The sequence below is a fragment of the Actinomyces qiguomingii genome (assembly GCF_004102025.1).
Taxonomy (GTDB): domain Bacteria; phylum Actinomycetota; class Actinomycetes; order Actinomycetales; family Actinomycetaceae; genus Actinomyces; species Actinomyces qiguomingii.
The window spans coordinates 1,963,547-1,989,056 of sequence record NZ_CP025228.1 but is presented as its reverse complement, the minus strand read 5'-3'; the positions used below and the strand labels follow the sequence as shown (position 1 = coordinate 1,989,056).

At 67.2% G+C, this 25,510-nt stretch carries 19 protein-coding genes; 15 read left to right on the top strand and 4 right to left on the bottom strand.

Annotated features, from left to right (window positions below; all coding sequences use genetic code 11):
- Nucleotides 1-54: 54 nt before the first annotated feature.
- The 9 genes from CWT10_RS08150 (at nucleotide 55) to CWT10_RS08110 (ending at nucleotide 9,905) form a co-directional block, all read left to right on the top strand.
- The gene (locus CWT10_RS08150; protein WP_103063337.1) at nucleotides 55-819 is read left to right on the top strand and encodes a YebC/PmpR family DNA-binding transcriptional regulator; all 765 of its coding nucleotides are present in this window, start codon (nucleotides 55-57) and stop codon (nucleotides 817-819) included.
- Between the two features lie 117 nt (nucleotides 820-936).
- On the top strand, nucleotides 937-1,542 hold the full coding sequence (locus tag CWT10_RS08145; protein ID WP_269843779.1) for a crossover junction endodeoxyribonuclease RuvC: 606 nt from the start codon (nucleotides 937-939) through the stop codon (nucleotides 1,540-1,542).
- Between the two features lie 57 nt (nucleotides 1,543-1,599).
- Entirely contained in the window at nucleotides 1,600-2,208 is a 609-nt protein-coding gene (gene ruvA, locus CWT10_RS08140; protein ID WP_103063339.1) for a Holliday junction branch migration protein RuvA, read from the top strand.
- Nucleotides 2,201-3,256: a Holliday junction branch migration DNA helicase RuvB gene (gene ruvB / locus CWT10_RS08135; protein ID WP_103063340.1), complete on the top strand. Its 1,056-nt coding sequence runs from the start codon at nucleotides 2,201-2,203 to the stop codon at nucleotides 3,254-3,256. Before ruvA ends, ruvB begins: the two co-directional genes overlap by 8 nt.
- A gap of 143 nt (nucleotides 3,257-3,399) precedes the next feature.
- Nucleotides 3,400-3,816, top strand: a complete 417-nt coding sequence (locus tag CWT10_RS08130; protein WP_103063341.1) for a preprotein translocase subunit YajC — start codon at nucleotides 3,400-3,402, stop codon at nucleotides 3,814-3,816.
- 68 nt (nucleotides 3,817-3,884) lie between these two features.
- Nucleotides 3,885-5,837, top strand: coding sequence for a protein translocase subunit SecD (gene secD / locus CWT10_RS08125; RefSeq protein WP_103063342.1), 1,953 nt, complete (start codon nucleotides 3,885-3,887; stop codon nucleotides 5,835-5,837).
- On the top strand, nucleotides 5,834-6,937 hold the full coding sequence (gene secF / locus CWT10_RS08120) for a protein translocase subunit SecF (RefSeq protein ID WP_103063343.1): 1,104 nt from the start codon (nucleotides 5,834-5,836) through the stop codon (nucleotides 6,935-6,937). Before secD ends, secF begins: the two co-directional genes overlap by 4 nt.
- Nucleotides 6,934-7,488: an adenine phosphoribosyltransferase gene (locus tag CWT10_RS08115; protein ID WP_103063344.1), complete on the top strand. Its 555-nt coding sequence runs from the start codon at nucleotides 6,934-6,936 to the stop codon at nucleotides 7,486-7,488. The genes secF and CWT10_RS08115 overlap by 4 nt, the downstream gene beginning before the upstream one ends.
- A 50-nt stretch (nucleotides 7,489-7,538) precedes the next feature.
- The gene (locus CWT10_RS08110) at nucleotides 7,539-9,905 is read left to right on the top strand and encodes a RelA/SpoT family protein (protein WP_103063345.1); all 2,367 of its coding nucleotides are present in this window, start codon (nucleotides 7,539-7,541) and stop codon (nucleotides 9,903-9,905) included.
- On the opposite strand, the gene CWT10_RS08105 is transcribed toward CWT10_RS08110, so the two are convergent.
- The gene (locus CWT10_RS08105) at nucleotides 9,869-10,531 is read right to left on the bottom strand and encodes a hypothetical protein (protein ID WP_128683348.1); all 663 of its coding nucleotides are present in this window, start codon (nucleotides 10,529-10,531) and stop codon (nucleotides 9,869-9,871) included. The two genes, CWT10_RS08110 and CWT10_RS08105, sit on opposite strands and share 37 nt — an antisense overlap.
- Nucleotides 10,532-10,730: 199 nt before the next feature.
- Between CWT10_RS08105 and CWT10_RS08100 the strand changes: the two genes are divergently transcribed.
- Complete coding sequence (locus CWT10_RS08100) at nucleotides 10,731-11,588, top strand: TrmH family RNA methyltransferase (protein ID WP_103063347.1); 858 nt, start codon at nucleotides 10,731-10,733, stop codon at nucleotides 11,586-11,588.
- 122 nt (nucleotides 11,589-11,710) lie between these two features.
- Here CWT10_RS08100 and CWT10_RS08095 read toward each other — a convergent pair whose 3' ends face one another.
- Entirely contained in the window at nucleotides 11,711-13,381 is a 1,671-nt protein-coding gene (locus CWT10_RS08095) for a DUF349 domain-containing protein (RefSeq protein ID WP_103063348.1), read from the bottom strand.
- A gap of 223 nt (nucleotides 13,382-13,604) precedes the next feature.
- Here CWT10_RS08095 and CWT10_RS08090 point away from each other — a divergent pair, with 223 nt between their 5' ends.
- A complete protein-coding gene (locus CWT10_RS08090; RefSeq protein WP_103063379.1) occupies nucleotides 13,605-14,429 on the top strand; it encodes an MBL fold metallo-hydrolase in 825 nt (274 codons plus the stop codon).
- Between the two features lie 120 nt (nucleotides 14,430-14,549).
- Entirely contained in the window at nucleotides 14,550-15,947 is a 1,398-nt protein-coding gene (hisS, locus tag CWT10_RS08085) for a histidine--tRNA ligase (protein WP_103063349.1), read from the top strand.
- On the opposite strand, the gene CWT10_RS08080 is transcribed toward hisS, so the two are convergent.
- Together CWT10_RS08080 and CWT10_RS08075 are read right to left on the bottom strand one after the other, a co-directional pair.
- The gene (locus tag CWT10_RS08080; protein ID WP_103063350.1) at nucleotides 15,944-17,545 is read right to left on the bottom strand and encodes a cation:proton antiporter family protein; all 1,602 of its coding nucleotides are present in this window, start codon (nucleotides 17,543-17,545) and stop codon (nucleotides 15,944-15,946) included. The genes hisS and CWT10_RS08080 overlap by 4 nt on opposite strands.
- Before the next feature lie 42 nt (nucleotides 17,546-17,587).
- Nucleotides 17,588-19,960 (bottom strand): DEAD/DEAH box helicase, encoded by a 2,373-nt coding sequence (locus CWT10_RS08075; protein ID WP_103063351.1) that lies wholly within the window; start codon nucleotides 19,958-19,960, stop codon nucleotides 17,588-17,590.
- Between the two features lie 624 nt (nucleotides 19,961-20,584).
- Here CWT10_RS08075 and CWT10_RS17345 point away from each other — a divergent pair.
- From CWT10_RS17345 to aspS, 3 genes are all read left to right on the top strand, one after another.
- Entirely contained in the window at nucleotides 20,585-22,744 is a 2,160-nt protein-coding gene (locus CWT10_RS17345) for a hypothetical protein (RefSeq protein WP_233188180.1), read from the top strand.
- 61 nt (nucleotides 22,745-22,805) lie between these two features.
- Nucleotides 22,806-23,597 carry a DNA-directed RNA polymerase II gene (locus tag CWT10_RS08065; protein WP_103063352.1) on the top strand — a complete coding sequence of 264 codons (792 nt, stop codon included), beginning with the start codon at nucleotides 22,806-22,808 and terminating at the stop codon, nucleotides 23,595-23,597.
- Between the two features lie 103 nt (nucleotides 23,598-23,700).
- Nucleotides 23,701-25,476 (top strand): aspartate--tRNA ligase, encoded by a 1,776-nt coding sequence (gene aspS / locus CWT10_RS08060; protein WP_103063353.1) that lies wholly within the window; start codon nucleotides 23,701-23,703, stop codon nucleotides 25,474-25,476.
- Nucleotides 25,477-25,510: the final 34 nt, after the last annotated feature.

Genomic DNA, 25,510 nt, shown 5'->3' with positions numbered 1-25,510 from the left:
CAATTCCTCCCGACCTCCGCCGGTGGGAGGCACGGAAGACTGCAAGGAGAACACATGTCGGGTCACTCCAAGTGGGCCACCACCAAGCACAAGAAGGCGGCCATCGACGCCAAGCGCGGCAAGCTCTTCGCCCGCCTGATCAAGAACATTGAGGTGGCCGCCCGCACCGGCGGAGCAGACCCGAGCGGCAACCCCACCCTGTACGACGCCATCCAGAAGGCCAAGAAGAACTCCGTCCCGGCGGATAACATCACCCGCGCCATCAAGCGCGGCAGCGGCGAGGAGGCCGGCGGCGCAGACTGGCAGACCATCATGTATGAGGGCTACGGGCCCGAGGGGGTGGCCTTCCTGGTCGAGTGCCTGACCGATAACCGCAACCGCGCTGCCTCAGATGTGCGTGTTGCCTTCACCCGCACCGGCGGCTCCCTGGCAGACCCCGGCTCCGTGGCCTACAACTTCACCCGCAAGGGCGTGGTGGAGGTCGCCAAGGGCGACGGCGTGGATGAGGACACCATCCTCATGGCGGTGCTTGATGCCGGCGCCGAGGAGGTCGTTGAGGGCCCAGACTCCTTCGAGATCATCTCCGAGCCCGGCGACCTGGTAGCCGTGCGCAAGGCCGTCACCGATGCCGGCATGGACTACGAGTCAGCCGAATCCCAGTTTGTGGCAGGCACCACCGTCACGGTAGACAGCGACGGCGCCCGCAAGGTGATGCGTCTAATAGACGCCCTGGAGGATCTCGATGACGTGCAGAACGTATACACCTCTGTCGACATCACTCCCGAGATTGCGGCCGAGCTGGGCGGGGACGACGAGTAGCCGGCGCCGCCAACACGGGGACTGGCCATGACCGAAGCGTCCCGACCCTTCGCGGAGCATGGAGGCGGCCGCGGCTCAGGCGATCGTGGTGCCGTTGCCGAGCAGCGTGTACTGGGCATCGACCCAGGCATGACCCGCTGCGGCTTGGGCTGCGTCGATGTGGACCCGCGCCGCCGCGCCCGCCTGGTGGAGGTAGGGGTGGTGCGCACCCCCGCTTCGGCCAGCCCCGAGCTGCGCCTACTGACCATCGCCGACGCCCTGGAGGACTGGATCGCCCGCCTGGGCCCTAACGCCCTGTCGGTGGAGCGCGTATTCGCCCAGGACAATCTGCGTTCGGTGATCTCCGTGGCCCAGGTGATCGGTGTGGTCATGGTGGCCGGTGCCCGCGCTGGACTGGAGGTGGCCCAACACACCCCCAGCGAGGCCAAGGCGGCCGTGACCGGCTCCGGAACGGCCGGCAAGGCGCAGGTTCAGGCCATGGTCCAGCGCATCCTCGGACTGAACGCTCCGCCACGTCCCGCGGATGCAGCCGATGCCCTGGCTCAGGCGATCTGTCATGGCTGGCGGGGCGGGGGCACCGGCGTGGACGGCGGCACGGACATGGTTTCCGCCGGCGGTTTTATCCGGGCCAGCGCCCGCACCCCTGCCCAGCAGGCGTGGGCGGCCGCCCAGGCGCGGGCCCGCCGCACCGGCGCCGTCGACCCGCGCCGCAGAACCCGCTAGAGTCGGCGCCATGCTGAACAGGTGTTCGACACCCGATACCCTAGGAGCTCGGACTGCATGATCGCCTCACTGCGCGGAACCGTTCTGGATGTCTCGCTGGCCGCAGCCACGATTGAGGTCGGCGGAGTGGGGATGTCCTTCCAGGCCACGCCCGCCACCCTGGCCGGGCTGCGTATCGGTGAGGAGGGATTCGTCCACACCGAGCTGATCGTGCGCGAGGACTCCCTGACCCTGTACGGCTTCGCCGACGCTGATGAGCGCCGCTGCTTCCAGGTGCTGTTGGGCGCCAAGGGGGTGGGCGCCAAACTGGCCCTGGCGATACTGGCAGTGCACACGCCCGATGCGTTGCGCACAGCCGTTTCCGGCAATGATGTCGCCGCCCTCAAGCGTGTGCCCGGGCTGGGGCCGAAAGGGGCTCAGCGGGTCATAATCGACGTCGCCGACAAGCTGGGTCCGCCCACCGGCTCAGCCCCCGTGCCCGAGCCGTCTACCCCCGAGGGAGAGCCCAATCCCGATGTGGTGGCGGCCCTGGTGCAGCTTGGGTGGAATGAGGCCACCGCCACCCGGGCGGTCGCCGCCGTCGAAGCCGAGCTGCGGGCGCCGCTGCCGGTTCCGGAGTTGTTGCGCGCCGCCCTGCGACAACTGGGAGGAGGAGTCCGTGGCTGAATACCCAGCACCGGTCGGCGGGCCGGACGGGACCGGCCGCATTGTTGGCGGTGGTGCCGATGACGCCGAGCGCGCCGCCGAGGCCGCCCTGCGCCCCAAACGCTTGGAGGACTTCGTCGGCCAGCAGGTGGTGCGCGGGCAACTGTCCGTGGTGCTGCGCGCCGCCCTGGCCCGAGGGGCGGTGCCCGACCATGTGCTGCTGTCAGGCCCGCCCGGCCTGGGAAAGACCACCCTGGCGATGATCATTGCCAACGAGGTGGACGGCGCGCTGCGCATCACCTCCGGTCCTGCCATCCAGCATGCTGGAGACCTGGCCGCGATCCTGTCCTCCCTGGAGGAGGGCGATGTGCTGTTCATCGATGAGATTCACCGCCTCGCCCGCACCGCCGAGGAGATGCTCTACCTGGCAATGGAGGACTACCGGGTGGATGTCGTCGTCGGTAAGGGGCCGGGCGCCACCTCCATCCCACTGACCCTGCCTCCCTTCACGGTCGTGGGTGCCACCACCCGTGCCGGCCTGCTGCCGGCCCCGTTGCGTGACCGTTTCGGTTTCACCGGGCACCTGGAGTATTACGGCCCGGGTGACCTCACCCGCATCGTCACCCGCTCCGCGGGCCTGCTGGGTGTCAAAATTGGTGCCGACGCGGCCGGGGAGCTGGCCCGCCGCTCCCGGGGCACACCCCGTATCGCCAACCGCCTGTTGCGCCGGGTCCAGGACTGGGCCCAGGTGCACGGCACGCCCGGGCAGCTGGATCTGGCCGCGGCGCGCGGCGCCTTGGAGGTCTTCGAGGTAGACGAACTGGGCCTGGACCGCCTGGACCGCTCCGTGCTGGAGACTCTGTGTACACGGTTCGCCGGGGTTCCCGTGGGGCTGACCACACTGGCGGTCAGTGTGGGGGAGGAGCCCGAGACGATTGAGACGGTTGCGGAGCCCTATCTGTTCCGGGAGGGGCTGCTAATCCGCACCCCGCGCGGGCGCATGGCCACTCCTGCCGCCTACACCCACCTGGGCCTGCACCCACCCGACGACGGCGCCCTGTTCGCCTGAGCAGGTGGCTTGTGAGCCGATAAGGGGTGCGTGTCACACCCGCGCACCCCGCCGGTCCGGGCGGGCGAGTGCCGCCGTGGCCTAGACTCGCTGACGCCGTCGCCCCGGCGACGCAGGCTTTCCTCACGAACGGAGTCGTTATCATGGACCCCATGCTCCTCATGCTGATCATCATGCTGCTGGTCTTCTGGCTTATGTCCAGGTTCGCCCGCAGACAGCAGCAGCGAATGATGGATGAGCAGAAGCGCCGCACCGAGGAAGCGCTGGTGCCCGGCACCTGGGTGCGTACCCGCGCCGGCTTCTACGGAACCGTCGTGGAGGTGGACGGAGAGGTGGTGACGCTGGCGACCCCCCTGGGGGACGAATCGCTCTGGGCCACCAGTGCCATCGTGGGCGCGGAAGAGCCTCCCTTCGCCTCAGCCGATGAGGATGCGACTGAGGCGGATGAGCAGACCGGTGCAGAGCCCGACGGCGCGGCCCCGCAGATCGAACATGTCCAGGACTCCGCCAGCCCGCAGGAGGCACCCGAGGGGCCGTCCGAGTCCCAGCCCCAGGCCTGAGACCGCAGCCACGCCGTCGCCCGGTAGGGGCTGGCGGCGTATACCGCTCTTTCCGAGGAGAGGACCGCTTGTCCACTAATAAACTCAAGCATCCCGGCCGGCGCCTGCTGACGCTGCTTCTGGTGGTCGTACTGGGATATGTAGGCCTGGCGATCGGCGCCGCCACCGGTCGCACCCAGATGACCCCGGGGCTCGCCCTCGACCTCGAGGGCGGCACCCAGATCATCCTGACCCCAACCACTTCCGACGGTTCAGAGATCACGGATGAAGATCTCAATCAGGCCATTGAGATCATCCGCCAGCGTGTGGACGCCTCCGGCGTGTCCGAGGCCCAGATCTCCCGCCAGGGAGGCAACAACATCGTGGTCTCCCTGCCCGGCACACCCAGTGAGGAGACCCTCGATCTGGTGCGTAACTCCGCGGTGCTGTACTTCCGCCCCGTGATCCGGATACTGCAGGCCAGCGCCGCCACCTATGCCGAGGCCCAGAACAACTACGTCGCCAGCCAGGCCACGGCCAGTCCCACCGCTCCTGCCACCGACGCCCAGAGCTCCACTGAGGCTCCCGAGGAGGCCCCGGCGCAGGAGAGCCCCGAGGCCCAGGCGGTGCCGACGGCACCGGTGACGACCGAGGAGATGGCGACCTCCCTCGCCGATGTCAACGGCGACGGCACCATCGGCCCCGACCCATTGGAGTCGACCAGTGACGATCACTCCTCCGACGCCTGGATCTCCGAGCAGCTCATCTACGACGCCTACATGACTGACTGCACTTCCCCCGAGTCGCTGACGGGCGAGGTTCAGGATCCCGGCGCCGCGGTAATCTCCTGCGCCCGCGACGGCAGCGGCGCCATTTACATACTCGGTCCCGCGGATATCGCCGGCACGAATGTGCGCTCGGCCTCCTCGGGCCTGGAGACCACCAGCCAGGGCAATACCATCAACAATTGGGTGGTCAGCCTGGAGTTCGACGACCAGGGCGCCCAGCAATTCGCCGACGTCTCCGAAAGGCTGATCGCATACCGCGACAGCGCTGCCACGGCGACGGACGCAACCTCCGTCAACTCCCAAAAGGCCCAGTTCGCGATTGTGCTGGACGGACTGACGATCATGGCCTCGGGATTCAACCCCGATGTCGTCACCGCCATCACCGACGGCCGGGTGCAGATCTCCGGTCGTTTCACCCAGGCACAGGCCAACACACTGGCCAATCAGTTGTCCTTCGGATCCCTGCCACTGTCCTTCACCGTTCAGTCCGAGCAGCGCATCTCGGCCACCCTGGGCACGGAACAGCTGCGTAACGGCCTGATCGCGGGGCTGATCGGCTTCGCACTCATCGTGGTGTACTTGGGATGGCAGTACCGCGGACTGGGGATCGTGGCGGTTGCCTCCCTGCTGGTGGCCGCCGCCGGTACCTATCTGGTGATCGCCCTGCTCAGCTGGTCCATGGGCTACCGGCTGTCGCTGGCAGGTGTGGCCGGGCTGATCATCGCCATTGGCATCACCATGGACTCCTTCATCGTGTATTTCGAACGTGTGCGTGACGAGGTGCGCAATGGTCGCACCCTGGTGGCGGCGGTTGACGAGGGCTGGCGACATGCCCGCCGAACGATCATCGTCTCGGACTCGGTTAACCTGCTGGCCGCGGTGGTCCTGTACTTCCTGGCCGTCGGCGGCGTGCAGGGCTTCGCCTTCACCCTGGGCGTGACCACGGTGGTCGACCTGGCTGTCATCATCCTATTCACCCATCCGATGCTGGTGTGGATCCTGCGGTTCCGCTTCTTTGGAGAGGGCCACCGCCTGTCGGGCCTGGACCCCGAGCATCTGGGTGCTCGCTCCCGCGCCGCCTACAGGGGTGGACTACTGGCCGGTTCCGCAGCCGCCACGGGCTCACTGGCCCGGCGGCGCGCCGCGGCCCGCCGCGCCCAGGAGCGGGCAGATGACACCTCGCCCACCGATGAGGACACCGAGTCCAAGGAGTCCACCGACTCCCACAGCGGAAAGGAGGACGAGCAGGCATGAAGTCCCTCGCCCAGCTCGGCAACGAGCTCTACTCCGGCAAAACCTCATTCCCCTTCATCGGCAGGCGTCGGCTGTGGTATGCGATCGCAGGCGCCGTGATGACTGCTTCCATCGTCCTGATCGCTACCGTGGGGCTCACGCCCGGTATCGACTTCCGAGGCGGCTCGGAGGTCACGGTCACCTCCCTGGCTAATCCTGCAGTCGGTCCCGCCAACCGGGTCCTGGCTGAGGAGGGCCTGGCATCGGGGGCATCGGTGACCACTATGGGATCGTCCTCGGTGCGCGTGCAGACCAATGAGCTGAGCAACGACGAGCTCAACACCCTGTCCGCAGCCCTGACCGACGCCTATGGCGTGACAGAAGCCGACGTCTCGGCGACCACGATTGGACCGACCTGGTCAGCGGATGTGACCAGCAAGGGGGTACGGGGCCTGGTCATCTTCTTCGTGCTGGTCGGCGCCCTCATTTGGGGCTACTTCCGCACCTGGAAGATGGCGGTGGCGGCACTGCTGGCCCTCAGCCATGACATTTTGATCACCGTGGGCGTCTACGCGGCCAGCGGCTTCGAAGTCACTCCCGCCACCATCATCGGTGTGCTGACGATCCTTGGCTACTCCCTGTACGACACGGTGGTGGTGTTCGACAAGGTGCGTGAGAACACCGACGGCTTCGAGACCCAGACACGTTCCACCTACGGCGAGTTGGCCAACCTGGCGGTCAACCAGTCCCTGGTTCGCTCGATCAACACCTCCGTGGTCGGTGTGCTGCCAGTGGCCTCTTTGCTGGTGGTAGGTGCTTTCATTCTGGGTGCGGGTACCTTGCGCGATATCGCCCTGACCTTGTTCATCGGGATGATCGCCGGCACCGTGTCGTCATTGTTCTTGGCCACCCCGATCCTGGTTGATCTGCGGGGACGAGAGAAGGCTGTTAAGGAGCAGGCGGACAGGGTGGCCCAGGCCCGGGACCAGCGCCTGGCCCAGGCCGGCGACGATCCGGAGGCGCTCGCAGCCATCGCCGCCACGCCTGTGGCCGCCCCAGTGATTCCCGGTCACCATCTCGGATTCTCCGCCCAGCCCAAGAGGAAGAGGAAGCGGCCATGACCACTTCACCCGCCCTGCCCCGCGAGCTCACCCAGCTCGTTTTGGACAACCTACGACAAATCCCGGACTTCCCAGAGCCGGGCGTACTGTTCCGTGACATCACCCCGTTGCTGTCTAACGGCGAGGCCTTCGCGAATCTCATTGACGGCCTGGCCGCCCACTATCGCGGCCACATCGACGCCGTCGCCGGTTTGGAGTCCCGGGGCTTCATTCTTGCCGCGCCACTGGCCGTCCATCTGGGCATCGGCATGGTGATGGTCCGCAAGGCCGGGAAACTGCCCGGCCCGGTGCTCGGCGTCGACTACGAGCTGGAGTACGGCACCGCCCGCATGGAGTTGCGGCCCGAGACGGTCACGGAGGGATCGCGCGTACTGGTAATCGACGATGTGCTGGCCACCGGTGGCACGGCGGCCGCCTCCATCAGCCTGCTTGAGCAGGCCGGTGCGAAGGTCGAGTCGATCTGCATGCTGCTTGAGCTGGCGGGGCTGGGCGGGCGCGAGAGGCTCGCCGGACGGGATATCGACTCCGTCGTCGTTTTCGAATCCTCCTGATCCCCGCCTGCCGGGTCTCGTCGTTAGGAGAACGCGGTTATGATCCGGGTATGACGACGGACACGCGCAGCGGAGCCGACACGGCTGATGAGACGGTCGTGCCCGGTTCTCGGGTGCGCAGCCGCCTGGCCTGGTTCGGTGCGCGCGGTCATTCGACACCCCCCGCCATTGAGCCGCTCATGCGGGCGCTGCGGGCCAATCATCCCAAGGCCGATACCAGTCTCATTGTGCGTGCCTATCGGGTGGCGGAGAAGGCACATGCCGGCCAGAAGCGCAAGTCAGGGGAACCCTACATCACCCACCCGGTGGCGGTTGCCACGATCCTCGCCGAACTGGGAATGACTCCGCAGACGCTGGCCGCCGCCCTGCTGCACGACACGGTGGAGGACACCGATTACACGCTGGAGCGGCTGCGTGCCGATTTCGGTGACGAGATCGCCCTCCTGGTGGACGGCGTCACCAAACTCGACAAGGTCCAGTACGGGGACGCCGCCCAGGCCGAGACGGTGCGCAAGATGATTGTGGCCATGTCCAAGGACATCCGGGTGCTGGTCATTAAGCTGGGTGATCGGCTGCACAATGCGCGCACATGGAAGTACGTTCCCCAGGACAGCGCCGCCCGCAAGGCCAAGGAGACCTTGGAGATCTACGCGCCCCTGGCGCACAGACTGGGGATGAACACCATCAAGTGGGAGCTGGAGGACCGTTCTTTCAAGGCCCTGTATCCGGGCGTATACGATGAGATCGAGCATCTGGTGGCCGAACGCGCCCCCGCCCGGGAGGAGTATCTGCGCCAGGTGCGCCTGCAGATCGAGGAGGATCTGAGGGTTAACAAGATCAAGGGCATCGTCACCGGTCGCCCCAAGCACTACTATTCGATCTACCAGAAGATGATCGTGCGGGGCAAGGACTTCGACGACATCTACGATCTTGTCGCAGTGCGCGTGATTGTTGACACGGTCCAGGACTGTTATGCAGTGCTGGGTGCATTGCATTCGCGCTGGACACCCATGTCAGGGCGCTTCAAGGACTATATCGCTGTCCCTAAGTTCAACCTCTACCAGTCACTGCACACCACGGTGATTGGTCCGGGCGGCAAGCCCGTGGAGATCCAGATCCGCACCCATGAGATGCACCGTATGGCGGAGTATGGGGTGGCGGCACACTGGAAGTACAAGGAGGATCCAAATGCCACCGGCCCCAGTCCTCTGGGCGGTGCCCCCGGTGAGTCCGACGCCGGCGAGCTCGGTTGGCTGCGGCAGCTGGTCGACTGGCAGAAGGAGACCCAGGATCCTGCCGAATTCCTGGACTCTCTGCGCTATGAGATGTCCGGCGGGCAGGTGTATGTGTTCACACCAAAGGGGGATGTGCTGGCCCTGCCGAGGGATTCCACACCTGTGGACTTCGCCTATGCCGTGCACACGGAAGTCGGTCACCGCACCGTAGGCGCCCGCGTCAACGGTCGCCTGGTGCCACTGGACACCAAGCTGGAAAACGGTGACACGGTGGAGGTGTTCACCTCCAAGGCGCAGGGGGCGGGGCCCAGCCGCGACTGGCTGAACTTCGTCGGCTCCACCCGGGCACGCAATAAGATCAAGGCATGGTTCTCCAAGGAGCGTCGTGAGGAGGCCATTGAGGCCGGCAAGGGCGCTATCGCCCGCGCCATGCGCAAGAAGGACCTGCCCATCCAGAGACTGATGAGTCACGACTCGCTCATGAATGTCGCCGAGACCCTCAACAAGCGGGACATCGACGGGCTGTATGCGGCGGTCGGCGAGGGGCACGTATCCGCTCAGCACGTGGTGGACACGCTCGTGGCATCAATGGGCGGGGAGGCCGGTGCCGAGGAGACCCTAGCCGAGGGGGTGCTGCCGACTCGAGCGGCACCCACCCAGCAGCGCAGCCGTGCCGTTGGCGATCAGGGCATCATCGTTGAGGGCATGGGCGAAGGTGATGTGTACGTTAAACTCGCCCGCTGCTGCACTCCCATGCCGGGTGACGATGTCGTCGGCTTCATCACTCGTGGTTCCGGCCTGTCGGTTCACCGTGCCGACTGTCAGAACGTTGAACAGCTTAAGCGGCAGCCCGAGCGCATTCTGAATGTGCGGTGGGCCGAGCACGCGCAGAGCGCCTACCTGGTTCAGCTGGAGGTTGAGGCACTCGACCGAGGAGGCCTGTTGGCGGATATCACGCGCGTCTTGGCGGACAACCACGTGAACCTGATCAGTGCCAACGTCGGGACCTCCCGGGACCGGGTCGTGGTGGGCAGGTTCGTAGTCGAGTTGGCCGAGGCCGGGCACCTGGATCACACGCTTGCCTCACTGCGTCGGATCGACGGCGTCTTCGAGGCGCGGCGCCTGACCTCCTCATCCAACCGTCATCAGCATGGGGCGAGGGCCGGGCGCAGTGGACAGTGAGTATCGGTCTGATACTCGGGCAAGGGCGCGTACAAGTCGTCGATCAGGCGGCGTGCCCGCCTGAGTCCCCGCATGCTTCCGCCCCGGCAGGACAGCAGGGCGGATTCCAGCTCTCGTCGAGTCAACCCTGCGCGGCGGCCTTGCAGCACCGCGTGAACTGCCATCGTCGGTGGCGCGGTGCGCGCCAGGTCGACGACGGTGCGCGCCAGCCTCAGGCAGGGCACGCCCGCCAGAGTCACCACGTCGGTGGCGGGCACGGCCCGTAGTAGCTCCAGCTCTGCGGGCGCTTCGCCACCGGTATGCACCCATAGCGCAGTGCGCCCGGCTATCGCGAAACCTGCCGGTGGCTCAGGTGCAAGAGCGCCGGCACGGGCAGTGGCCGTGGTGAGCATGTCGGCAGGCACCGCCCGCCCCAGCACATCCACCAGCACCTGGTGATCCAGGCCTTGGCATCGCAGCAGGGCTAGCTCATGCTGCTCGGGCGCTTCCAGCATCGGCTGCACCGGACCGGGCAATAGGCGAGCCAGCAACGCGCGCGCAGGAACCGTGCGGACTGTCGTACGCCGGGATGCGCCCGACATCCGCGGATAGGGCGGCGATTGGCTGGTGACGGCGGTTGTAGCCATGTCCGCATCTTCGCCCGCCCACGGTCTGTTACACCAGCACCGAGTGCAGGCCTGTGGAAAACTCAGACGCATTTGGGGGCGCAGGTGGTTCTGAGGGGCACGCGTCCGGGAGGGATCCATCTGCGTGTAGACCACCACACTACGAGACCCACCCGCTAGACTCGCCGCGCACCGTGACCCACCAGGAAAGGACCTGACTATGACCGGGACTACGGCCGAGGGCGGAATCAAAGATGTGCTCGGGGGAGAGGTCCTGACGGACCGGGCGACGCCTGCGGCCCAGCGGATAGCCGACCTGGCCAAGGTGTCCGGGCGACCCACCAAGTCCGTGCTGGTGGAGGATTACGAGCCGTTGCTGAACGCCTTGCGTGCCGGTCTGCGCTTGTCCGACGTGTACGTGCTCGACTCGGCCACGCTGCCCCGCGAGCTGTCGGATCAGTGCGCGCGTCGGCGCGTCCCCGTTACTACCGTGGCCGCGGGCTTGGCGACCGAGCTGTTCCGTTCCGACAAGCGCCCTGAGGTGTTCGGCGTCGCCCGGGTGCCGCCCCCCGTGGAGGCTGGGCGCCTGCTGCAGACCAAGGGAGACTTGCTGATCCTCGACGGGGTGCGGATTGTCGGCAACATTGGGGCGATCGCCCGCAGTGCCTATGCCTTCGGCGCCGCCGGGGTCGTGCTGGTGGACTCCGGGCTTGCGTCTATTGCCGATCGTCGTCTGATCCGGGCCAGTCGTGGCTACGTCTTCTCCCTGCCGGTGGCGCTTATGGATTGGCCGCAGATGACCGCACTGGCCGCCGAGTTCACCCGCGCCGGCGGGCACCTGGCGGCGCTGGACGCCGGTGCAACCGGTTCGCTTGATCGACTATCGGCATGGGAGGGCAGGCTCGCGCTCATTCTGGGGGCCGAGACCTCCGGGTTGACTTCGCAGGCGCGGTCCCTGGCGCAGGCGACGGTGAGCATTCCGATGAATCCGGCGGTGGAGTCACTGAACGTGTCGGTCGCCGCCGGTGTATTGCTGCACCGCCGCGCCTGGCGCAATCTGGCGCCGGCAACTCAGTAGAAGGACTCAGCCTCAACCGTGGCCCCGACATACTCGGAGCACAAACACACGACGGCGGGTCCCGTCCTATAGATGCGGATGGGACCCGCCGTCGTCGGCATAACCGAACTGGTGGACGGCCCTCAGGCGCGTGTGGTGCGACGTACCTGATCCAGCCACGCGCGGCGGGCGGTTAGCGCCGCCTCCGCCTGAGCCTGTGCCTTGGCATCGCCGGAGGCCTCAGCTGCCGCCAGATCGGCCTCCAGCTCGGCAATGGAGTCCTCCAGCTGACTGGCCAGCCCCTGAGCGCGCGCCATGGTCTCCGGGTCGGTGCGGCGCCACTCGGCCTGCTCGGCGCGGCGCAGTGCTTCCTCGACGGCGCGCATGCGCGACTCCAACCGCCGCACTGCATTGCGAGGCACACGGCCTGCCTCATCCCACGCCTCCTGGATGGGGCGCAGGGCCTTGCGGGCGGCCTTGGGATCCTTGATCGGAAGCAGGGCCTCGGCCTTAGCGGCGAGCTCCTCCTTGACCTTCAGATTGCTGGCGTACTCCGCGTCTGTGGCCTGGTCCTTGGCGCGGCGGGCGTCGTAGAAGACCTGCTGGGCGGCGTGGAAACGCTCCCATAGGGCGTCGTCCTCCTTGCGGGAGGCACGTCCGGCCTTTTTCCACTCATTCATGAGTTCGCGGTAGCGGGCGGAGGTGCCCGCCCAGTCCGTGGAGTTGGAAAGCTCCTCAGCCCGCTTAATCAACGCCTCCTTGGCGGCCTTCACCTTGGCCTGCTTGGCGTCCAACTCACTGAAGTACTGGCGGCGGTGACGGTCGAAGGTGGTGCGGGCGTGGCTGAAACGCTTCCACAGCGCGTCCTCGGTGGGACGGTCCAGACGTGGGCCGCGGCGCTGCGCCTCCTTCCACTGCTCCAGCAGGGCGCGCAACTCCGCGCCGGATGACTTCCACTGGGTGCGGGCAGGGTCCTGCGCGGCCACGGCCTCGGCCCGCTCCACGATGGCGGTGCGATCCTTCAGTGCCTGTTCCTTTGCGGCGGCGCGCTCGGCCGCAACCGCCTGCCGACGTTCCAGTGCCACCGACTTCAGTGCGGTGAATCGGGCACGCAGGGCCTCCAGGTCGCCGACGGCGGCCGGCTCCTTGAGGGAGTCGTCCAAGTTCTTGATGGTGGAGTCGATCTCACGCACGGACAGGTGCGGAAGCCGGGCCGCGAACAGGTCGACGTTGGAACTCAGGTCCAGGTAACGGCGCACGTAGTAGGCCATGGCCTCGGCGATCGGCACGCCCGGGAACTGTCCCACCTCGCGTTCGGTTCCCCCGTCTTGCACGTAGACCCGGCCTTCGCCGTCGACCCGGCCCCATTTGGCGGCATCCATGGCGGCCTCGGGGTCGACCTGCGGCTCCGCCGGTGCGGCCTGTTCGGAGGTATCGGAATCCGCCGAAGTCGCCTGCGACGGCTCGGGCCGGGCAGCTGGCGTGTGCTGCTCGCCCTCAGGGTCGGAGGCGGTCTCGGAGGACTCGGAGGACTGGGTGGTGGATTCGGGAGTCTCGTCGACGGCGGTCGGTGCCTGTTCCTCGTTGCCGGATGGGGAGTCCGCAGGTGGCTGCGCCGGGGCCTCGTCGCGACTGTCGTCGGGGCTCTCGGCGTGCTGCGCCGGGTTGGTCGGCTCGGTCTGGGTGAGTTCGGTGTCGGCCGGCCCGACGGCGTCGGGAGAAGTCGGCGTGGGCTCGGTAGCAGCCTGCCCGGTGTCGGCCGTGGGCTCCACCGCTGTGGTGGCTTCGGCCTGGGGCTGCGTCTGCTCGGTCATTGCGCTCCTTCACGGATCTGACGGGGTGGGGCGAGCGGATCCGCCCCGTTCCGTTCACGTCCGGCGCGGGGCCGGACGACGACATGTCGCCGGAGGGCGACAGTTGAGGACGAGCCTACCTGTCGGTCGGGCGGGGCGGAACCACTGCGGCCACCTCGGAATCACCAGCGGCGGACAGTTCGGCACGATTAGCCACAGCTGCTCTTCAGCTACCATGGCCGACATGCTCATTGAGCGCACTCTAGCTGCAGTTTTCGGAGCCAACTGCTACGTCCTGGCCGCTGAGCCGGGTGCCCCCGCCCTGGTGGTGGATCCGGGCGCGGGTGCGGCCCGTGGTGCCATGGCCTTGCTGCGTTCGAATCACTTGCGGCTTGGCGCCATACTCTTGACCCACGGTCACGCCGACCACGTTTGGGACGCTCAACGGTTGATCGATGCTGCGGTGGCCCAGGGGCGCATAGACGCCGGGCCGGATGGCGGGGTGGATCCCACTGGGGTGCCGGTTTACATTCCCCAGCCTGACCTGTACCGGCTCGATGATCCCGCAACCACAACTGGAATCGCAGCCGACGGCATGACATTCGCCGACTTGGCCGGCAGCCAGTGGCAGCGACCGGCGGATGTGCGTGCCTTCCCGCAGGACGGATTCGGGGCAGCCGTCGAACTGGTCCCGGGCGTCGCGTTAAGGGCCGTGCCCGCGCCCGGTCACTCGGAAGGGTCCACTTTGTTCTTCCTAAACGCCGACTTGGGTGACAGCCAGCTGCTGTTTGAGGCGGAGGTCCTTGATGATCCGACCGACATTCCGGAGCGCGAGTACCTGGTGGCGCTGGACGGCGATGTGATCTTCAAGGGCAGCGTGGGCCGTACCGATCTGCCGGGCGGAGACCAGTATCAGATGTGGGCGACGCTGCGGCTGTTAGCAAGCGTTATCGATCCGGAAACGGTGCTGCTGCCCGGGCACGGCGCGGCCACGACCATGGCCCACGAGCACCATGCCAACCCCTATTTGGCCGAGGCGAAGGTCCGCGGCGGCGAGACCGGTGCGTGAGCGCCGGTCGGGGCGGGCACGGCGCACAGCAGGGCGAGACCGGTGCGTGAGCGCCGGTCGGGGCGGGCACGGCGCACCTAGCGTCATGGCTGTCATCGCTTGGCGAGATGACATGACACAATGCGGCCCATGGCTCCAGCACAGGTCCGACAGGCGCAATCCTCTCTCTCCGGCTTTCCCGAGTGGCTTCCCGCCGCCCGCATCGTCGAGCAGCAGTTCCTCGACACCCTGCGCCGCACCTTCGAGTTGCATGGCTTCAGCGGGATCGAGACCCGCGCCGTCGAGCCGCTGTCGGAGCTGACCCGCAAGGGGGAGACCAGCAAGGAGGTCTACCTGCTCTCCCGCCTGCAGGCCGATCCCGGTGAGGAGAATGCGGACCCTGCCAAGCAGCTGGGACTTCACTTCGACCTGACCGTCCCCTTTGCCCGCTACGTGCTGGACAACGCCGGCACCCTGCACTTCCCGTTCAAGCGCTACCAGATCCAGAAGGTCTGGCGCGGCGAGCGCCCGCAGGAGGGCCGCTTCCGTGAGTTTATCCAGGCGGACATCGATGTCGTGGGCGACGGCGCCTTGCCACTGTTCCACGACGTCGAGATGCCGCTGGTCATGCACGAGGCCCTGTCCGCACTGCCCATCCCGGCCGTCACCATCCACGTGTCCAACCGTAAGGTCGCCCAGGGCTTCTACCAGTCGCTCGGGGTCGCCGAGGAGCAGCTGGCTGAGGTGCTGCGGGTGGTCGACAAGCTCGACAAGATCGGGGCCGGCCGGGTCGCCGCGGAACTGGTTGACGTCGTCGGCATCACCGCCAAGCAGGCCGAGGCGGCCCTGCACCTGGCTGAGATCACTGGGGATGATCCCGAGCACGTACGCGCCTGTGTTATGGCGGCTCTCGACGGCGCGGCACCCACCGAGCTGCTGGTGCAGGGCCTGGAGGAGCTGGCTGAGTTGCTGCGTGCGGCCGGGAGCCGCCGCCCCGGTGCCATTGTCGCCGACCTGAAGATCGCTCGCGGCCTGGACTACTACACGGGAACTGTCTACGAGTCCTTCATGACCGGCCACGAGGACCTCGGCTCGGTGTGCTCCGGCGGCCGCTACGACTCCTTGGCCTCCGACGGCAAACGCACCTTCCCCGGCGTGGGCATCTCCATCGGTCTGTCCCGCCTGCTGGCGAGGGTGATTGGCGCTGGCATGGTGGAAGTGACCCGGGCCGTGCCGACGGCGGTGCTGGTCGCGGTTGCCGATGAGGCGCACCGCGGCGCATCCGATGCCATTGCCGATCGGCTGCGCGGCCGTGGTATTGCCGCCGACGTGTCCCCGACAGCCGCCAAGTATGGCAAGCAGATCCGCTTCGCGGACAAGCGGTCCATCCCCTTCGTCTGGTTCCCGGGCGCGGACGGTGAACCCGACTCGGTCAAGGACATTCGCTCCGGCGATCAGGTTCCGGCTGACGCTACTACCTGGTTCCCCGCCGATGAGGCCGACCTGTTCCCCCAGCTAGCGCAGGTGGACGCCAACTAGCTAGCGTTGGCGTCGTAGACACCATCCACGGCGGCCGGAGGTAGGGCCTCGGCGGCCCGGGCCAGGGCCTCTCCGGCGCCCTCGTAGAGGTTGATCACGGCGTCCACCCCCGCAGCCCGCATGGTCGCTGCCTCGTCGTCATAGCGGGCGATCGCCAGGATTCGCCCATCGAATTCGTTGCGGCCCAGCCACTCCAGTACGTGCACATTGGCACCAGGCTCGGACATGGCCAGCACCACCGTTGACACGTGCACCGCCTCCAAGCGCTCCCAGAACTGGCGGTCGGTGGCATCCGCCTCCATGACGTTGAATCCCTGGCGCGTCATCTCTTCCACCTTGGTGGCGTCGTTGTCGATGCCGAGCACACCCGTCTGCCCGTCGGCGTACAGGCGGGTGTAAGTGGAGCGTCCGGCCCGCCCCATGCCGAATACCACCGTGCACACGCCTTCGAGCCGCAAAGGCTGCTCATCGGGGTGCAGCGTGGTGTTGGGACGGTCGGGCAACCGCTCGGACATCCACTCCACCAGGGCGGCGGGCTTGTGGTTGACGACTGCAGACACCACGAAGGACAGCGCCAGCGCCAGGGAGATCGCCGCCGGCCATTCGCCGCCGAGCAGTCCGTGGTCGGTGGCGGTGTCCACCACAATCAGTGCGAACTCGCTATATGCCGTCAGGGCCATGCCGGTCAGCACGGAGGTACGGCGCCGCATACCCATCACCCGCAGCACTCCGGTGTAGATCAGTGACCGCAGCGGCAACAACACCAGCAGCACTCCAGCCAGGGCGAAAGCAGAGCTTCCGGGGATTCCGTCCAAACCGATGGCAAGGAAGAAGCCGACCAGCAGCAGCTCCTTGATGGTGAACAGGGCGCTTGAAAGCTCCTTGGCGGCGGGGTGTGAGGCGAATAGCGCACCCATGATCAGGGCGCCCAGATCCCCGTCGAGGCCGACCAGATCGAACAGCAGATAGCCGGGCAGCAGCGCCATGGACATGCCGAACAGGGCCCGCATCTCCCGGTGGTCGATGCGGTCCAGCACACCGCGCAGCAGCCGGGACGCCGGCCACAGCGCCACCAGGGCAACTGCCCACGGGCTGGGAGCACGTCCCGATGTGACGGTCATGTAGGCGACTGCCGCGATGTCCTGCAGCACTAGCACGCCAATGGCGATGCGCCCGTAGAGGGAACCGGAGTCATCACGCTCCTCTAGAAGCTTGACCACAACGACCGTTGATGAGAATGACAGAGCGAAACCCACCGAGGCGATGCCCCCGGGGGTGGTGGCGCCCAGACTCAAGCCGAGGGCTAGCATCCCCGCCACCAGCCCGGTCCCGAGGACGGTCAGCACCAACATGACGATCATGGCGGTGCCGGCGACCTCCTTGCGGCGCAGCACCCGCAGATCGAGCTTCAACCCGATGGTGAACAGTAGCACCGCCACCCCGAGATCGCCGAGCACCTCGATGAAAGTCAGATTCGGTAGTGGCGAGGAGCCCAGGACGAATCCAGCTGCCAGAAACCCGACCAGCGGGGGTAGGCGCAGCAGGGTCGCGGTGAAGCCGAACACCACCACAGTGAGCAGATACACGGCTGGGATCATGCGGTTGTCCTCCCCTCCGCGGCCGGGCTCAAAGCCGGTGTGTCACCGCCCGCCGCGATTACCCCGGAAACCGCCCTTGTGGCCGCTGTTCCAGCCGCGGTTGCCCCAGCGGCCGTTCCTGTCGTTGCTGTCATTCCGACGGTTATCACGGTCGTAGCGCCGCTTGAAGCCGCCACGCTCATAACGCCTCGAACCGTGGTCGTTGTTCCGGCCGCGTGACCCTCCGGAGCGATCGCCGCGCTGGTCGTCCCAACCGCCTGAGCCCGGCCCCTCGTCCACGCGAATGCGCAGCTCTCGGCCAGCGAAGGTCGCATGCCGCATACGTTCCATCTGCTCGTCATCCAGCGGCGTGTGGATCTCAACTAGTGAGAAGGACTGCAGGATATCGATCTTGCCGATGTCGGAGCCGGAGATGGCGCCCTCGTTAGCCAGGGCGCCAACGATCGCGCCCGGCAGCACGCGATCCCGGTGGCCGACTTCGATGCGGTAGACGGTTCCGGTTCCGTCCTCATGACGGCGCCGGCCACCCCTGGATGCGCCTGGCTTGCCATCGATACGGTCTCCACGGCGCCCACGGCGGTCATCACGGCCGCCTTCGAAGGAAGCAGACACGAAGGTGCCGTCATCATCCAGGAGCTCCTCGCGATTGCCCCGCCGGGGACGCTTGCCGTCGTCACGACGTCGGGGCCCCTCGTCGCCGACGGCGAGGGCCAGCAGGGTGGCGGCAAGCTCGTCAGCCTCGATTCCCAGCTCTTGGCTCTTGGCGGCGACCAGATCGGCATACATCTCCAGACGGCCGCGCTCGCGTCGAGCGGCGGCCCGCTCGAGCAGTTTGCCCGCGCGGTGCTCGGATACGTCCGCGGGGGAGGGGAGGGTGATTTCCTCCAGACGGGTACCGGTCAGCCGCTCGATCTGGCGGAGCTTGCGCTTTTCCTTGGGGGTCAGGAAGGTGACGGCCTCGCCGTGGCGTCCGGCGCGCCCGGTGCGGCCGATGCGGTGCACATAAGCCTCCGCCTCCCGGGGGACATCGAAGTTGACCACCAGCCCGATGCGGTCCACATCCAGTCCCCGGGCGGCCACATCAGTGGCCACCAGCACGTCGAGAGTGCCGGCGCGCAGTCGCTCTACGAGCCGTTCGCGCTCACGCTGCGGCACGTCACCAGAGATGGCGGCCGCCTGAATTCCGCGGCCGGCCAGCTCGATGGCGACGTCCTCGGCGGTTGACTTGGTACGGACGAACACCAGAGCGGCTTGTGCCTCGGTAACGGCCAGTACCCGGGCGGCGGCGCCGATCTTGTGCCGGAAGGGCACCACCGCGTAGGTCTGCCGGACGGTGTCCACCGTGGAGGCCTGACGGGAGACCTCCACACGGATCGGGTCTTCCAGGTGCTGGCGGGCCACCGCCTGGATGGCGGGCGGCATGGTGGCGGAGAAGAGAGCGGTGCGGCGGGGGGATGGTAGGGAGGCGGCGATCGCCTCGACGTCCTCGGCGAAACCCATGCGCAGCATTTCGTCGGCCTCGTCGAGTACGAAGTACTTCACCTGGTCCAGTGCCAGGGCGCCCTTGTCCATCAGGTCGATGATGCGCCCGGGTGTGCCTACTACCACCTGGGCGCCGTCCTTAAGCGCACCGATCTGCGGACCGTAGGGGGCGCCACCGTAGACGGCGACCACATCGAGGCCGCGTGAGCGACTGGCCATATCGGTTATGGCCTCGGCGCTTTGAAGTGCCAATTCGCGCGTGGGCGCCAGGACCAGCGCCTGCACCTCGCCGTCGCGGGCGTCTACGGCGTCCAGTAGCGGCAGTCCGAAAGCGGCCGTCTTGCCGGTCCCGGTCTGGGCGATACCAACAACGTCGCGGCCCGAGAGCAGCACCGGGATCGCCTCGCGCTGAATGGGGGTCGGCACCTGGAAGCCCATGTCCTTGACCGCCTTGAGCAGATCCGTGGGCAGGCCCAGGTCATCGAAGGTGACGGCCTCGGGTGTCGGGTAGTCCGGATCATCCTGCCCCGGATCCTCGTCTTCGGCTTCGTCCACGAAGTCCGCCTCGGATTCGGGCAGCTCCGGGTCGGCCTCGGGCAGGTTCAGGTCGACATCATCGGCCTCATCCTCATTCTCCAGATCCTCGGGATCCTCGGGTGACTCCGAGGATGCGGGAGTATCGAAGGACTCAGCGGACTGCGCCGAGGCGGGTACGGGATCGGCGGGGGAGGCGAGGTCGGCATCATGTGCGTCCTCGTGCACATCCCGAGCACCGACGTCGCTGGGGTCCTGGGGCGCGCGGGCCCGCTGGGCGGCGTCGGGGGCGCCGGCGATCTCGGCGCTGAACAGGTCGTCTATACCCAGGGCGGAGCCGGGGGTGGTGTCGTCGGGGGCGCCGAAGGGCGCAGAATCCCCAGTAGGGGTGGCTGTCATCGTCATTTCCCGTATCTGATTCCACATGAGGGAACCGGTCGCGGAGCGTGGGGGAGACCGGACGGTCTCCGCTCTTGCCGCACCGCACCCACCACACTCACCCGGCCGCCATCGGACTCGACGGCGGGGCCTCACGGGTTTCACGCACTTAACTCACGGGGCCACGTCCGGCGCCGCACAGTGCGGGCGGCGGAACGAGCCGTGAACGGGGCTCACAGCACGGATCACTCCTGAGTGCAATGGTATGCGGGTGCGCGCCGAGACACGAGGGACAATCGCCTTTGCGCGCATCAAGTCACACGTGAATCCGGTCTCGCCGATTCCGTCGGCACAGCCCGGCCGAGCCATATCGAGACCTTCGAAACGATAGTGAGACGTGGGTGGTCAATGCGCGCGTGTCGCCCGCAAACTGGGTGCGGCATTCCTTGTCATCACGGGGATTGTCGTCTTCCACGGTGCGTGCGCCGCAGGCCGCGGTCCGGTTCGAACCGCGGGTGAGACCGCCCACGCTCCCGACATTTCAGTGCCGCACAGACAATTTCGACGATACCATCGAAATGCGTCGGAGGGACCGGCGTGCCTCCCAAGCATTCCTGAGAAGGCCAACAGGCGAGTTCTGAATCGATGACCCATTCCCCGCGCCATGCCAAGGCTTCTAGAGCGGCACGCAGACCCGCGCTGCGCGCCGCATTCGTACTGCCTACCGCACTGGGCCTCGTGCTGCTCAGCTCCGCAGGAGCGGGCGCTCTGGCAGCAGGCGGGCGGCTGGTGCCGACCGGATCCGATGCTGCAGCTCCCGCAGCATCACCAGTGGTGGGGCGCACGGTGGAAATCACGGAGGTGGTCACCCTGCCTGATCCTTCCTCCACCAACTCGCCGCAGGCAGAGCCCATCGCCGGTCGGGCTGGCACCGAGGCTGGGCAAGCCGGGGCGGACAATGACGCGCCGGCCGCCTCAGCTACAGCGCGGGCGAGCGGAATCGGAGCTGAGGGTGCTCTTCCCCCAGGGGTGGATGCTGCGCCGCAGCCGGGTACGGAGACGTTGAGTCCAGCAACCGAGGATGACGCTGCCCGGGTCGGCAAGGTGACGGTGGGTGTGAAGATCCCCGGCGCCACTTATGTATCCTCCTCCAGCACCGACCGGCCGCTGCTGATGTTCTCCGATTGGGAGGATTCCGAGGGACGAACCCTGGGCTCGGACGGCACGGTCGCTGCCGCCGTTCAGGTACGGATCGTGGACGAGTCCGGCGCGGCGCAGTCGGCGACCATATACCCGGAAGTCACCAACGGGCGTTCCGACTATTCGCTGCCACTTTGGCCCTTCACGCAGGCCATGGAACCGCATGTGGGCACGTACACCATCGAGTGGCGGTTCCCGGGCGCGGCCGACTGGGAAGTGATCGACACCATGACCATGGATGTACGGCTGCCCGAGGCGACTGAAGAGTCGACGCTGAGCTACTCCGACGGCGTCCTAACCGGCACCGGCTGGGCCTTCGACCGCAGCACCAACATCGGAGGAACCTTCAATGTGGTCCTGGAAATCGCGGATGCCCAGGGCAACGCCCGGCCCGTGATGGTCAGAGCCCGCTTCTTCGGCACCCGGTTCACCATCACGGACGCCGCCCTAGCCGATGCCGGAGCTTCGGTCGGTGCGGGCTACACCATCTCCGCTACTCCGACCGGCGGTAAGGTCGGGGCGATCTCGGTAACAATCCCCGGTAACGTTCCCGCCCCCTCCGCGCAGCCCAGCACCGCAGCGCCGACCACCGTGCCGTCTTCACCCCCGGCCGTGGAGCCCACGGCCGATCCCACGCCTTCCGCCTCGCCGGAGCCTGAGCCCACGGCCGATCCCACGCCCTCTGCCTCGCCGGAGCCTGAGCCCACGGCCGATCCCACGCCTTCCGCCTCGCCGGAGCCTGAGCCCACGGCCGATCCCACACCCTCTGCCTCGCCGGAGCCTGAGCCCACGGCCGATCCCACACCTTCCGCCTCGCCGGAGCCTGAGCCCACGGCCGATCCCACACCCACGGCCGCACCTACCGAGGTGAGTCCGACGGCCTCTCCGCAATCACCGTCGACGCCGATCACCACGCCCGCCCCAGGCACCCGGCCCCCGGGCGGTACGAATACCGGCTTCGATAGGTTGAACGAAGGTGTAGATGTTGATCCCCTGGTGGTGCGCGACACCGGTGGCAGCGCGGGACAGGCCGGCTCCAACCCCTCGCCCCAGCAGGACAACACCGAAGCGGTGCAGGGGTCTGCGGACGATACCGCCCGCAGACCGGCCAACGCCCCGATTTCGCCTGTCCGGGATCCCGGTGAGCTCGGACCGGACAACGCCGGCTCCCTATCTGGCACCCGTCAGGGCACTGCCATCACGCTGATCTTCCCCTCCTCCAAGGTCACTGCAGGGGACTGGGTGGCCGTGTTCGTCTTCCCCGGCGCGACCACTCCCGGTTGGGTGCAGGTCGACGCGGACAACTCGGTATCGATCGACATCTCCACCCTTGAACCCGGCAGTTACAAGATCGCCGTCGGCGACCGTGACTCCCAACTGCTGGGTTGGGCGCAGCTCGAGATCGCCCAAACGGCTAGTGCACGCACCGACGGCGCCGGCATCACCCTCATAACCGGCGATGCGTTGACTCCCAGCGGTCCGCTCGGCGCGGACGGCTGGAAGCTCATTGGTGCCGGGATGCTGCTCGTGCTCGGTGCCGTGTCCTTCGTGGTGCTGGCGCGCCCCACATTGATCGGCACGTGGACGCGAATTAATCGCCGATAACGTGTATGCTCGTTACAGACGCGTAACGAGAGGGGGAGGCGTGCTTCAACGGTCGCGGATTATGACGCCGCGCAACCGCCGCGGCCACGGGGCGGTTGCTTTGGTGACGCCGGATCACGCCCGCCGCCTCCTGCGCCGTCTGCTCCTCATGCTGCTGATTGCGGTGATGGTGTTCACGCCCACCGCTGGAGCGCAAGCCGATCAGCTGTTGGGCAACTCCACCACCGGCACGGCCTCCACCGTCAGCCCGTCGACTATCGCACTCGGTGGGACGCTAACCTATACACTCTCCGGTTTCCCGCAGGGAGCCAAGGTGGAGATCCTCATTGACGACGGCGAGCTCGCCCCCGGCGGCCAGACCGGCGTGGTCGGTCAACTGACCGTGGGCGAGGACGGCACCCACGCCGGCGCCGTCGAACTGCCCCCGTACGTGGCCAAGGGCACGCATTGGCTGCGTTTCCGCGTCACGGAGGGTGAAGATATACCAACCAATACGGTGCGCACCCTGGACTACACCAACAAGAGCCCCTACTTCACGGTGGCCGATGTAACCGTCATCGGTGGGGAGTCGCAGGCCAGCCCGCCCCATGAGCCCGCGAAGGACTCACAGACGGTCGGTGATGTCGCGTCGTCCTCGCCCACTGTGACGGCTACCGCTCCGGTGGTCGCTGCGGGAGGCGGCTCGGACGCCGCCTCTTCCGGAGACGGCTGGATTTCCGCCTCTATGCCGGTGGTGACCACCGTCGTGCTGGCGTTGGCGGCGGTGCTGGCGGTGCTGAGCGCGATTATGGCGGTAGAGCGTCGGCGGCTACTGGCCTATGAGCGTCAACTCGAATACGCCGCCCGGCGCTGAGCGGCGTACCGACCCGGCGTAGTATCGCCGCCGGTGCCCGCCCGTCTCGCGGTGCACCCCGCCGGACGCCGGTCCAGCGTCCCCAACGGAAGGAACCAGCATCGTGATGCGAACCCGTGAGGCAGGCACGCTGCGCGCCGCGGATATCGGAGAAGTGGTCACACTCGCCGGATGGGTGGATCGTCGCCGTGATCACGGCGGCGTCGCCTTCATCGACCTGCGAGACGCCTCGGGCATCGCTCAGGTCGTCATCCGTGAGGAAATCGCCCACGATCTGCGTGCCGAGTACGTGCTCCGGGTGACCGGCGAGGTCTGCGCCCGTCCCGAGGGCAACGCCAACCCCAACCTGCCCACCGGGCAGATCGAGGTCGTCGTCTCCGACGTGGAGATCCTCAACCCTGCCGCGGCACTGCCCCTCCAGGTTTCCGACCATGCCGAGGACTCCGGCCAGGTGGGGGAGGAGACCCGCCTGAAGTACCGTTATCTCGACCTGCGCCGCACCCCCATGCAGCATGCCATGCGGCTGCGCTCCAAGGTCTCTCAAGCCGCCCGCCGGGTGCTGGATGGCCACGACTTCGTCGAGGTCGAGACGCCCACGCTGACCCGCTCCACCCCGGAGGGCGCCCGCGACTTCCTGGTGCCCGCCAGGCTCGCTCCCGGTTCGTGGTACGCCCTGCCGCAGAGCCCCCAGCTGTTCAAACAGCTGCTCATGGTGGCCGGTATGGAACGTTACTACCAGATCGCCCGCTGCTACCGCGATGAAGACTTCCGTGCCGACCGCCAGCCGGAGTTCACCCAGTTGGACGTTGAGATGAGCTTCGTCGACCAGGAGGATGTCATCGCCGTCGCCGAGGACGTCCTGCGCGAGGTCTGGGCTTTGATCGATTACGAGCTGCCCACCCCGATTCCGCGCATCACCTACCGCGAAGCGATGGAGCGTTACGGGACCGACAAGCCGGATCTGCGCTTCGGACTTGAGTTGGTGGATCTGACCGACTTCTTCAAGGACACCACCTTCAGGGTATTCCAGAACCCTTACGTCGGCGCCGTTGTGATGCCGGGAGGCGCCTCCCAGTCCCGACGCACCTTCGACGCCTGGCAGGAATGGGCCCGGCAGCGCGGTGCCCGCGGTCTGGCCTACGTAACCGTGGCCGAGGACGGCACCCTGGGTGGCCCTGTCGCCAAGAACATCACTGACACCGAGCGCGCCGTGCTCGCCGCGGCTGCGGGCGCGCACCCGGGGGACTGCATCTTCTTCGCCGCCGGCGCCGTGGACGCCTCCCGCGCCCTGCTGGGGGCCGCCCGCCTGGAGATCGGCAAGCGCTGCGGGCTGATTGACGAGGGTGCCTGGTCCTTCGTCTGGGTGGTGGACGCCCCCCTGTTCAAGCCGTCGGCCGAGGCCAAAGCGGAGGGAGACGTGGCGCTGGGCGAGTCGGCCTGGACCGCCGTCCACCATGCCTTCACCTCGCCCAAGCCGGAGTGTCTGGACAGCTTCGACACCGATCCCGGCTCCGCGCTCGCCTACGCCTATGACATCGTGTGCAACGGCAACGAGATTGGCGGCGGATCCATCCGTATTCACCGGCGTGATGTTCAGGAGCGCGTCTTCAAGGTGATGGGGATCGGCCCGGAGGAGGCCCAGGAGAAGTTCGGCTTCCTGCTGGACGCCTTCAAGTACGGCGCTCCGCCGCACGGCGGCATCGCCTTCGGCTGGGACCGCATAGTGTCGCTGCTCACCGGCGCGGACTCCATCCGCGATGTGATCGCCTTCCCCAAGTCTGGCGGCGGCTACGACCCGCTGACCGACGCGCCAGCGCCGATCACGCCCGAGCAGCGCAAGGAAGCGGGTGTCGACGCCGTGCCCGAAGACGAATCCTGACGAGCCGATTCGTTACGACGTCAATGTGTGTATT

What these genes read in the sequence shown, in the direction of transcription:
- CWT10_RS08150 (WP_103063337.1), top strand. Translation starts at nt 55, where the DNA reads ATGTCGGGTCACTCCAAGTGGGCCACCACCAAGCACAAGAAGGCGGCC.
- ruvA (WP_103063339.1), top strand. Translation starts at nt 1,600, where the DNA reads ATGATCGCCTCACTGCGCGGAACCGTTCTGGATGTCTCGCTGGCCGCA.
- CWT10_RS08130 (WP_103063341.1), top strand. Translation starts at nt 3,400, where the DNA reads ATGGACCCCATGCTCCTCATGCTGATCATCATGCTGCTGGTCTTCTGG.
- secF (WP_103063343.1), top strand. Translation starts at nt 5,834, where the DNA reads ATGAAGTCCCTCGCCCAGCTCGGCAACGAGCTCTACTCCGGCAAAACC.
- CWT10_RS08115 (WP_103063344.1), top strand. Translation starts at nt 6,934, where the DNA reads ATGACCACTTCACCCGCCCTGCCCCGCGAGCTCACCCAGCTCGTTTTG.
- CWT10_RS08110 (WP_103063345.1), top strand. Translation starts at nt 7,539, where the DNA reads ATGACGACGGACACGCGCAGCGGAGCCGACACGGCTGATGAGACGGTC.
- CWT10_RS08105 (WP_128683348.1), bottom strand. Translation starts at nt 10,531, where the DNA reads ATGGCTACAACCGCCGTCACCAGCCAATCGCCGCCCTATCCGCGGATG.
- CWT10_RS08100 (WP_103063347.1), top strand. Translation starts at nt 10,731, where the DNA reads ATGACCGGGACTACGGCCGAGGGCGGAATCAAAGATGTGCTCGGGGGA.
- CWT10_RS08095 (WP_103063348.1), bottom strand. Translation starts at nt 13,381, where the DNA reads ATGACCGAGCAGACGCAGCCCCAGGCCGAAGCCACCACAGCGGTGGAG.
- CWT10_RS08090 (WP_103063379.1), top strand. Translation starts at nt 13,605, where the DNA reads ATGCTCATTGAGCGCACTCTAGCTGCAGTTTTCGGAGCCAACTGCTAC.
- hisS (WP_103063349.1), top strand. Translation starts at nt 14,550, where the DNA reads ATGCGGCCCATGGCTCCAGCACAGGTCCGACAGGCGCAATCCTCTCTC.
- CWT10_RS08080 (WP_103063350.1), bottom strand. Translation starts at nt 17,545, where the DNA reads ATGATCCCAGCCGTGTATCTGCTCACTGTGGTGGTGTTCGGCTTCACC.
- CWT10_RS08075 (WP_103063351.1), bottom strand. Translation starts at nt 19,960, where the DNA reads ATGACAGCCACCCCTACTGGGGATTCTGCGCCCTTCGGCGCCCCCGAC.
- CWT10_RS17345 (WP_233188180.1), top strand. Translation starts at nt 20,585, where the DNA reads ATGACCCATTCCCCGCGCCATGCCAAGGCTTCTAGAGCGGCACGCAGA.
- CWT10_RS08065 (WP_103063352.1), top strand. Translation starts at nt 22,806, where the DNA reads ATGACGCCGCGCAACCGCCGCGGCCACGGGGCGGTTGCTTTGGTGACG.